The following is an 8,761-nucleotide window of genomic DNA, read 5'->3' as shown; positions in this document are numbered from 1 at the left end:
GGTGCCCTTTGTATGGTTTTGTGTCGGGGCGCGGGCCCGCCCCTCCGAAGAGGGGCGGGCCGTCGCCCGGTGCGTACGGGACGTCACTTGGCGGCGTCGTCCTTCGTGTCCGCGGCTGCGTCCTCTTCCTCGATCACGGGGATCAGGGAGAGCTTGCCACGCTGGTCGATCTCGGCGATCTCGACCTGGACCTTGGCGCCCACCGCGAGCACGTCCTCGACGTTCTCCACGCGCTTGCCACCGGCGAGCTTGCGGATCTGCGAGATGTGCAGCAGGCCGTCCTTGCCCGGGAGCAGGGAGACGAACGCACCGAAGGTGGTGGTCTTGACGACCGTGCCCAGGTAGCGCTCGCCGACCTCCGGCATGGTCGGGTTGGCGATGCCGTTGATCGTGGCGCGGGCGGCCTCGGCGGCCGGGCCGTCGGCGGCACCGATGTAGATCGTGCCGTCGTCCTCGATCGTGATGTCGGCGCCGGTGTCCTCCTGGATCTGGTTGATCATCTTGCCCTTGGGGCCGATGACCTCACCGATCTTGTCCACCGGGATCTTGACGGTGATGATCCGCGGGGCGTTCGGGGACATCTCGTCGGGGACGTCGATGGCCTCGTTCATGACGTCCAGGATGTGCAGACGCGCGTCACGGGCCTGCTTCAGCGCGGCGGCCAGGACCGAGGCGGGGATGCCGTCGAGCTTGGTGTCGAGCTGCAGCGCGGTCACGAACTGCTTGGTACCGGCGACCTTGAAGTCCATGTCACCGAAGGCGTCCTCCGCACCGAGGATGTCGGTGAGGGCGACGTAGTGGGTCTGGCCGTCGATCTCCTGGGAGATCAGGCCCATGGCGATACCGGCGACCGGGGCCTTGAGCGGCACACCGGCGTTCAGCAGCGACATGGTCGAGGCGCAGACCGAGCCCATGGACGTCGAGCCGTTGGAGCCGAGCGCCTCGGAGACCTGACGGATCGCGTAGGGGAACTCCTCGCGGGTCGGCAGCACCGGCACGAGGGCGCGCTCGGCGAGCGCACCGTGGCCGATCTCCCGGCGCTTGGGCGCACCCACGCGGCCGGTCTCACCGACGGAGTACGGCGGGAAGTTGTAGTTGTGCATGTAGCGCTTGCGGGTCACCGGGGAAAGGGTGTCCAGCTGCTGCTCCATGCGGAGCATGTTGAGGGTGGTGACGCCCAGGATCTGGGTCTCGCCACGCTCGAAGAGCGCGGAGCCGTGCACCCGCGGGATGGCCTCGACCTCGGCGGCGAGCGTACGGATGTCCGTGACGCCGCGGCCGTCGATGCGCTTCTTCTCCTTGATCACGCGCTCGCGGACCAGGCTCTTGGTCAGCGAACGGTAAGCGGCGGAGATCTCCTTCTCGCGGCCCTCGAACTGCGGGAGCAGCTTCTCGGCGGCGACGGCCTTGACGCGGTCCAGCTCGGCCTCGCGCTCCTGCTTGCCGGCGATCGTCAGCGCCTGGGAGAGCTCGGCCTTGACCGCGGCGGTGAGCGCCTCCAGGACGTCGTCCTGGTAGTCGAGGAAGACCGGGAACTCACCGACGGGCTTGGCGGCCTTGGCGGCGAGGTCCGACTGAGCCTTGCACAGCACCTTGATGAAGGGCTTGGCGGCCTCGAGACCGGCGGCGACGACCTCTTCGGTCGGGGCCTCGGCGCCGTCCTTGACCAGCTGGATGGTCTTCTCGGTGGCCTCGGCCTCGACCATCATGATCGCGACGTCGCCGTCCGGGAGGACGCGGCCGGCCACGACCATGTCGAAGACGGCGTTCTCGAGCTCGCTGTGGGTCGGGAACGCCACCCACTGGCCGTTGATCAGAGCGACCCGGGTGCCGCCGACCGGGCCGGAGAAGGGCAGGCCGGCGAGCTGCGTGGAGCAGGAGGCGGCGTTGATGGCGACCACGTCGTAGAGGTGGTCGGGGTTGAGCGCCATGACCGTCTCGACGATCTGGATCTCGTTGCGCAGGCCCTTCTTGAAGGAGGGGCGCAGCGGCCGGTCGATCAGCCGGCAGGTGAGGATCGCGTCCTCGGAGGGACGGCCCTCACGGCGGAAGAAGGAACCGGGGATCTTCCCGGCTGCGTACATCCGCTCCTCGACGTCGACGGTCAGCGGGAAGAAGTCCAGCTGGTCCTTCGGCGTCTTGGAAGCGGAGGTGGCCGACAGCACCATGGTGTCGTCGTCCAGGTACGCCACGGCGGAGCCGGCGGCCTGCTTGGCCAGGCGGCCCGTCTCGAAGCGGATGGTGCGGGTGCCGAAGGAGCCGTTGTCGATCACGGCTTCGGCGTAGTGGGTCTCGTTCTCCACCAGGAATATCTCCTCGTCTGCGTCCGCTGCCCGTGTGGCTGCGGACCGTCTTCGGTGGAGCGCCGGTGCGGGCCGGTCTTCGATCGAAGCACCCGGAGTGATGACACATGGCGTCCATGGATCGTCCGGGGGCCACTACCGAGGACCGGCGGCCAGGAGGCGCTCCTACCGCGTTCAGTTTTGCGGTATGGCACCAGACTACAAAGCTTCCGTCCACCATGAGGTGGCGTGAGCCTTCGGTGCATACGGCAAAGGGAGCGGCTCCCGGTAGGAACCGCTCCCTTTACAGCGTCTTACTTGGCGCCCGCCGCGCCGCGGCGGATGCCCAGGCGCTCGACCAGCGCGCGGAAGCGCGTGATGTCCTTCTTCGCCAGGTACTGCAGCAGGCGGCGGCGCTGGCCGACGAGCAGCAGCAGACCACGGCGGGAGTGGTGGTCGTGCTTGTGGGTCTTGAGGTGCTCGGTCAGGTCCGAGATGCGGCGGGAGAGCATCGCGACCTGGACCTCGGGGGAGCCGGTGTCACCCTCCTTGGTGGCGAACTCGGCCATGATCTGCTTCTTGGTAGCGGCGTCGAGCGACACGCGGTACTCCTCTTGGTTTTGGTCCGTGAGCGCCCCTGGTTTGCTTCACAGGGAATCTTGGATGACTCGACCGGACCGTCACACAGCGTACCAGCTGAAAACGGCCCCCCGACCGGGTGGTCGGGGGGCCGCCGGCGGGCCGGTGAGCAGGGCTTCAGTTGCCCGTGAGGCCGCGCACCTTGCCGTACACGTCGAGGACCGCCAGGCACAGCGGCACCAGGGACAGCAGGACCAGGCCGTCGAAGAGGTCGAAGATCCGGCCCCAGAAAGGGGTGACACCCTTGCGGGGGACGATCAGGCCGACGCCGACGAGGAGGGCGGCGCCCGCCGCGATGCTGCTGGAGAACCAGACGGTGCGGATGTTCAGCGGACCGGAGTCCTGGAAGCGGGCGAGGTCGACGAAGATGTCCATCGGCGGGTGCAGCGCGATGCCCAGGATGAGCAGGACGATCGTGAGGATGCCGGCGATGGTCAGGCAGGCGACCTGCGCGGTGTAGTCGAAGAGCCGGGCCCGGAGCATGATCGTGATGCCCGCGGCCAGTGCCAGCAGCTGCGCCCAGCCGTTGTCGGAGAAGCCGAGGACGGCACCGGCCGAGCCGACGACCAGGGCGGCGCAGCCGGCGACGAGGCCGAGCAGCAGCTCGTGGCCGCGCTTGGCCTGGTTGCCGATCTTGACGAAGTCGACGGACTCGGTCTCGCCGCCGTTGTCGTAGGAACCCTTGGCGATCTGGTCGGGCGACTTGTAGCCGATGGGCAGCCGGGCGAAGCGGGCGGAGAGGCCGGGCAGCCAGGCAACCATGGCAATGGAGACGACGGCGGTGACGGCGGCGACCTCACGGGGCGCGGCGTCGGTGAGGATCGCGGCGAAGACCGCGAGAGTGCCCATGGCGGACAGGAACGCGGCGGCGACGAAGGGTGCGTCACCGCGCGGCAGCAGGACCACCAGGAGTACGGAGGCGATCAGTACCGTCACACAGCCGACGAGGAGGTGCAGCCGGCCGGGGCCGGAGCCGGCTTCGACGGGGAAGATGCCGGAACCGGCGAGCAGCAGGTGCGGAAGCGAGGCCAGGCCCAGCGCGATGGAGGAACCGTGGTCGTCGTAGACGCGGGCGCGCACGCCGGCCAGCGCGACCAGCACGATGCCGACGACACCGGCGATGATGCCGGGCAGGCGGTGCATGTCGCGGTCGACGGGGTTCGAGAACCACAGGGCGAACGCCATCATGACGAGCAGCAGCACACCGGCGGTGAGGCCGACGACATGCATGAGGTCGTCGCTCCAGCGGTTGCGGTTGCGCTTGACCGCGGAGGCGACGGCGTCGGAGACATCGTCGAAGACAGGGAGCGGCAGCGATTCGGCGAACGGCTTCAGAAGAAGGAGGTCGCCGTCGAGAATCTGCTGCTGTGCGAGCGACTGTCCGGCGTCAAGAACCGTGCCGTCGCGGCGTACTAGGTGATATCCGGTCGGTGCGCCCTCAGCCTGCGACTGACCGGAGAGCCTCAGGATCTCCGGGTAAATGTCGACGAGTGCGACGTCCTCCGGCAGAGCCACGTCAATCCGTGCATCCGGCGCGGCGACTGTGACCCGGCAAAAGCCGGTGCCAGTGCTCGTGCTCACCTGGCGGTTCCCCCTATCCGTTGGGCGTTTTGTCGCTTCGCGCGCCGTATATATAGAGCCGTCACTACGGGGCTGCGGCACGCTCGCGAGGCGTCAGCGTACCGTCCAATTCGGCGACTGCCCCACCCACCCCGAGACTTGACGGTTGACAGTAGGATCAACGCCTGGTTCGGGCCAAGCACTTGGTCCGGGGGGACCGTCGAATCCAACGGGGGCGGTCCGAGACTGCGAGATGCATGAAGGACTGATGCCTCGGTGAGCGTTGTCATCGTCAAGCGCCCGCCCCGCGCGCTGCCACCCGAAGTTCCCTCCGAGGAGGTGACACTCGAGGCACCTCCGGAGCTTCCGCGTGAGGGCGAATCAGAGAACATGCTGATGACCCTTATGCCCATGATGGGTATGGCGTCTTCGGCGGGATTCCTGTTCATGGGCAACCAGCCGTTCATGAAAATCATGGGCGGCTTTATGGTGGCGTCCACTCTGGCAATGGCGATCGTGCAGATCGTCAAAGCCCGCCAAGGGCCTTCCGGGCAAATGCTCCAAGAACGCCAGGATTACCTGAAGTACCTTACGCAGAAGCGGAAAGAGGTACGGCGTACCGCGCGCAAACAGCGGGATGCCCAGTTGTTCACCCACCCCGACCCGAGCCAGTTGTGGTCGATCGTGGCCGAGGGCAAACGGGTATGGGAACGCCGGGCGACCGATCCGGACTTCGGGCAGGTACGGCTGGGGCTCGGACCGCAGCAGCTGTCCACTCCCCTGCGGGCTCCGGAGACCGCTCCGGTCGACGAGCTGGAGCCGCTCACCGCGCATGCCATGAAGGAATTCCTCGACAAGCACGGGCAGTTGGACGATCTGCCGCTGGCGGTCTCGCTGCGCGCCTTCTACCACCTGACCGTCTCCGGCGACCCCGACACGGTCTATGGCGCCTCGCGCGCCCTCATCGCCCAGCTGTGCACCCTGCACTCGCCCGAGGACCTGGTGGTGGCGGTCGTCGCCGCGCCCGGCGCGCAGGCGGAGTGGGAGTGGACCAAGTGGCTGCCGCAGGTGCAGGACACGTCCACGGACGGGGCGGGCAGCCGCCGGCTGGTCGTCGGCGACCTCGGTGAGATCGAGGAGCTGCTGGCGGACGAGCTGGACGGCCGCGGCCGGTTCAACCCGCAGGGCACCCCGGTGACCGACACCCCGCATGTGGTGGTCGTGCTGGACGGCGGCGAGGTACCGATGGATTCGGTGATCGCCGGGACCGAGGGCCTGCAGGGTGTCACCATCCTGGAGGTCGTGCCGGGCGATCTGGACGAGATCCGCGGCGGTCTGGCCGTGCAGGTGTGGCCGGGCAAGCTGGTGCTGGAGTCGGCCGGCGGCGCGGTCTACCACGGTGTCTGCGACACCCTGTCGATCGCCGAGTCGGAGGCGCTGGCGCGTCAGCTGGCCCCGTTGCGGGCGGGCTCCGGCGCCGACGGCGAGGAACCACTGCTGTCGAACCTGGACTTCACCGATCTGCTGAATCTCGGTGACGCCGGTTCCGTCGATGTGGCGCGTACCTGGCGGCCGCGCACGCTCCACGAGCGGCTGCGGGTGCCGATCGGTGTCGACAAGGACGGCCAGCCCGTCATGCTCGACATCAAGGAGGCCTCGCAGGAGGGAATGGGCCCGCACGGTCTGTGTGTCGGTGCGACCGGTTCCGGCAAGTCCGAGGTGCTGCGCACGTTGGTGCTGGCGCTCGCGGTCACCCACTCGTCGGAGACCCTCAACTTCATCCTCGCGGACTTCAAGGGTGGCGCCACCTTCACCGGTATGTCGGAGATGCCGCACGTCGCGGCCGTCATCACCAACCTCGGTGAGGACGTCACGCTGATCGACCGGATGCGCGACTCCATCACCGGTGAGCTCCAGCGCCGTCAGGAGCTGCTGCGCTCGGCGGGCAACTACGCCAACATCACCGACTACGAGAAGGCGCGTGCCGCGGGTGCCCCGCTGGACCCGCTGCCGTCGCTGGTGATGGTGCTCGACGAGTTCTCCGAGCTGCTGACCGCCAAGCCCGACTTCATCGACATGTTCATCCAGATCGGCCGTATCGGCCGTTCCATGGGCGTGCACATGCTGCTCGCCTCGCAGCGGCTGGAGGAGGGCAAGCTGCGCGGTCTGGACACCTTCCTGTCCTACCGGCTGGGTCTGCGGACCTTCTCCGCGGCCGAGTCGCGGACCGCGATCGGTGTGCCGGACGCCTACCACCTGCCGAACGTCCCGGGTTCCGGCATCCTCAAGTACGACACCGAGACGATGGTCCAGTTCAAGGCCGCGTATGTCTCGGGCCCGTACCGCGGCCCCGGTGCCGGCGGCGGTCCCGGCGGGAGCCGGACGAACCGGCTGCCGGTGCCGTTCACGGCGGCCCCGGTCATCGAGCAGATCGTCGAGGGCCCCACCCCCGTCGAACCGGCCGAGCCGGAGCAGGACGACGCGCTCGCCGACACCGTGCTCGACGTCATTGTCCAGCGCATGCAGGGCCAGGGCCCGCCGGCGCACCAGGTGTGGCTGCCGCCGCTGGACGAGCCGCCCACGGTCAACCAGCTGCTGCCGACGCTCGCGGTCACGCCCGAACGGGGTGTGCACGCACCGGAGTACACCGCGCTCGGCAAGCTCGTGGTGCCGGTCGCGCTGGTGGACAAGCCGTTCGAACAGCGGCGTGACGTGATGTACCTGGACTTCTCCGCCGGTGCCGGTCACGGTCTGGTCGTGGGTGGTCCGCAGTCCGGCAAGTCCACGCTCATCCGGTCCGCCATCGCCGCGTTCAGCCTCACCCACACACCGTCCGAGGTGCAGTTCTACTGCCTCGACTTCGGTGGCGGCGGCATGCTCGCCATGGAGGGCCTGCCGCACGTCGGTGGTGTCGCCTCGCGTCTGGACGCCGAGAAGGTGCGCCGTACGGTCGCCGAGGTCGTCGGCATCCTCAACGAGCGCGAGGAGTTCTTCCGCTCCCACCACATCGACTCGATCGGTACCTACCGCCAGCGGCGGGCCGCGGGCGCCTTCCCCGACCAGAAGTGGGGCGACGTCTTCCTGGTCATCGACGGCTGGGCGACCTTCAAGACCGACTACGAGCAGCTCGACCCGGTGATCCTGGACATCGCCGGCCGGGGTCTCGGCTTCGGTGTCCACCTCATCATCGCGGGCTCGCGCTACACCGAGGTACGGCCCGCGCTGCGCGACCAGCTCCTCAACCGCGTCGAGCTGCGTCTGGGTGACCCGATGGAGTCGGAGTTCGACCGCAAGCGCGCGGAGAACGTCCCGATGGGCAAGCCGGGCCGCGGGATGTCCCCCGAGAAGCTCGACTTCCTGGCGGCGCTGCCCCGTCTGGACGGGATGAGCGATCCGGAGACGCTCAGCGAGGGCATGGCGAACCTCGTGGAGACGGTCAGCGAGCACTGGCAGGGCGAGCCCGCCCCCAAGGTGCGGATGCTGCCGACGATGCTGCACGTCAACGAGCTGCCCAAGGGCAGCGACTACCCGGAGCACGGCATCGCGATCGGTGTCGACGAGACCACGCTGTCCCCGGCGTTCATCGATTTCGAGACCGACCCGCTGCTGGTCATCTACGGCGGGAGCGAGTCGGGCAAGTCGTCGCTGCTGCGGCTGCTGGCCCGGCAGATCGCCGCGCGCTACCCGTCCGACAAGGCGCTCATGGTGGTCTCCGACTACCGCCGTGCCCTGCTCGGGGAGATCCCCGAGAGCCACATGTACAAGTACTGCGCCGCGGGACCGCAGCTGCAGGAGGTCATCACCGGTCTGGCCGGTTCGCTGGGCCGCCGGATGCCGGGCCCGGACGTCACGCCGGAGCAGCTGCGCAACCGCAGCTGGTACGACCTGCCGGACGCGTTCGTGATCGTGGACGACTACGACCTGGTGGCGACCAGCAGCGGCAACCCGCTGCAGCCGCTGCTGGAGTATCTGCCGTTCGCACGTGACCTGGGTCTGCGCCTGATCATCGCGCGCAGCTCCTCGGGCGCCGGGCGCTCGTCGTTCGAGCCGGTGATGCAGCGGACGAAGGAGCTGGGCGCGCAGGGCCTGATCCTGTCCGCCGACCCGGCCGAGGGTCCGCTGATGGGCAACGTCAAGGGCCAGAGCCTGACGCCCGGCCGGGCGACGTTCATCACGCGCAAGCGCGGTGCGCAGCTGGTCCAGACGGGCTGGCTGCCGGCGAACAGCCGCTGACCGGCCCGCACACGGCAACGGCGGTGGGGCGCCCCACCCAGGAGGGG

General features: G+C 68.6%; 4 protein-coding genes. 1 reads left to right on the top strand and 3 read right to left on the bottom strand.

Going from position 1 to position 8,761, the window contains the following annotated elements; genetic code table 11:
* Positions 1-83: 83 nt before the first annotated feature.
* The 3 genes from ACWGJY_RS37000 to eccD form a co-directional block, all read right to left on the bottom strand.
* Positions 84-2,303 carry a polyribonucleotide nucleotidyltransferase gene (locus tag ACWGJY_RS37000; RefSeq protein WP_453265286.1) on the bottom strand — a complete coding sequence of 740 codons (2,220 nt, stop codon included), beginning with the start codon at positions 2,301-2,303 and terminating at the stop codon, positions 84-86.
* Positions 2,304-2,596: 293 nt separating this feature from the next.
* Positions 2,597-2,884, bottom strand: a complete 288-nt coding sequence (gene rpsO / locus ACWGJY_RS36995; protein ID WP_006602744.1) for a 30S ribosomal protein S15 — start codon at positions 2,882-2,884, stop codon at positions 2,597-2,599.
* A gap of 154 nt (positions 2,885-3,038) precedes the next feature.
* Positions 3,039-4,502 (bottom strand): type VII secretion integral membrane protein EccD, encoded by a 1,464-nt coding sequence (eccD, locus tag ACWGJY_RS36990; RefSeq protein WP_453265285.1) that lies wholly within the window; start codon positions 4,500-4,502, stop codon positions 3,039-3,041.
* 255 nt (positions 4,503-4,757) lie between these two features.
* Between eccD and eccCa the strand changes: the two genes are divergently transcribed.
* The gene (gene eccCa / locus ACWGJY_RS36985; RefSeq protein WP_453265284.1) at positions 4,758-8,714 is read left to right on the top strand and encodes a type VII secretion protein EccCa; all 3,957 of its coding nucleotides are present in this window, start codon (positions 4,758-4,760) and stop codon (positions 8,712-8,714) included.
* Positions 8,715-8,761 lie beyond the last annotated feature (47 nt).

Source organism: Streptomyces sp. NPDC054765, from assembly GCF_053612065.1.
The sequence above is the reverse complement of the archived record's forward strand: the minus strand, read 5'-3'. Positions and strand labels throughout refer to the sequence as shown.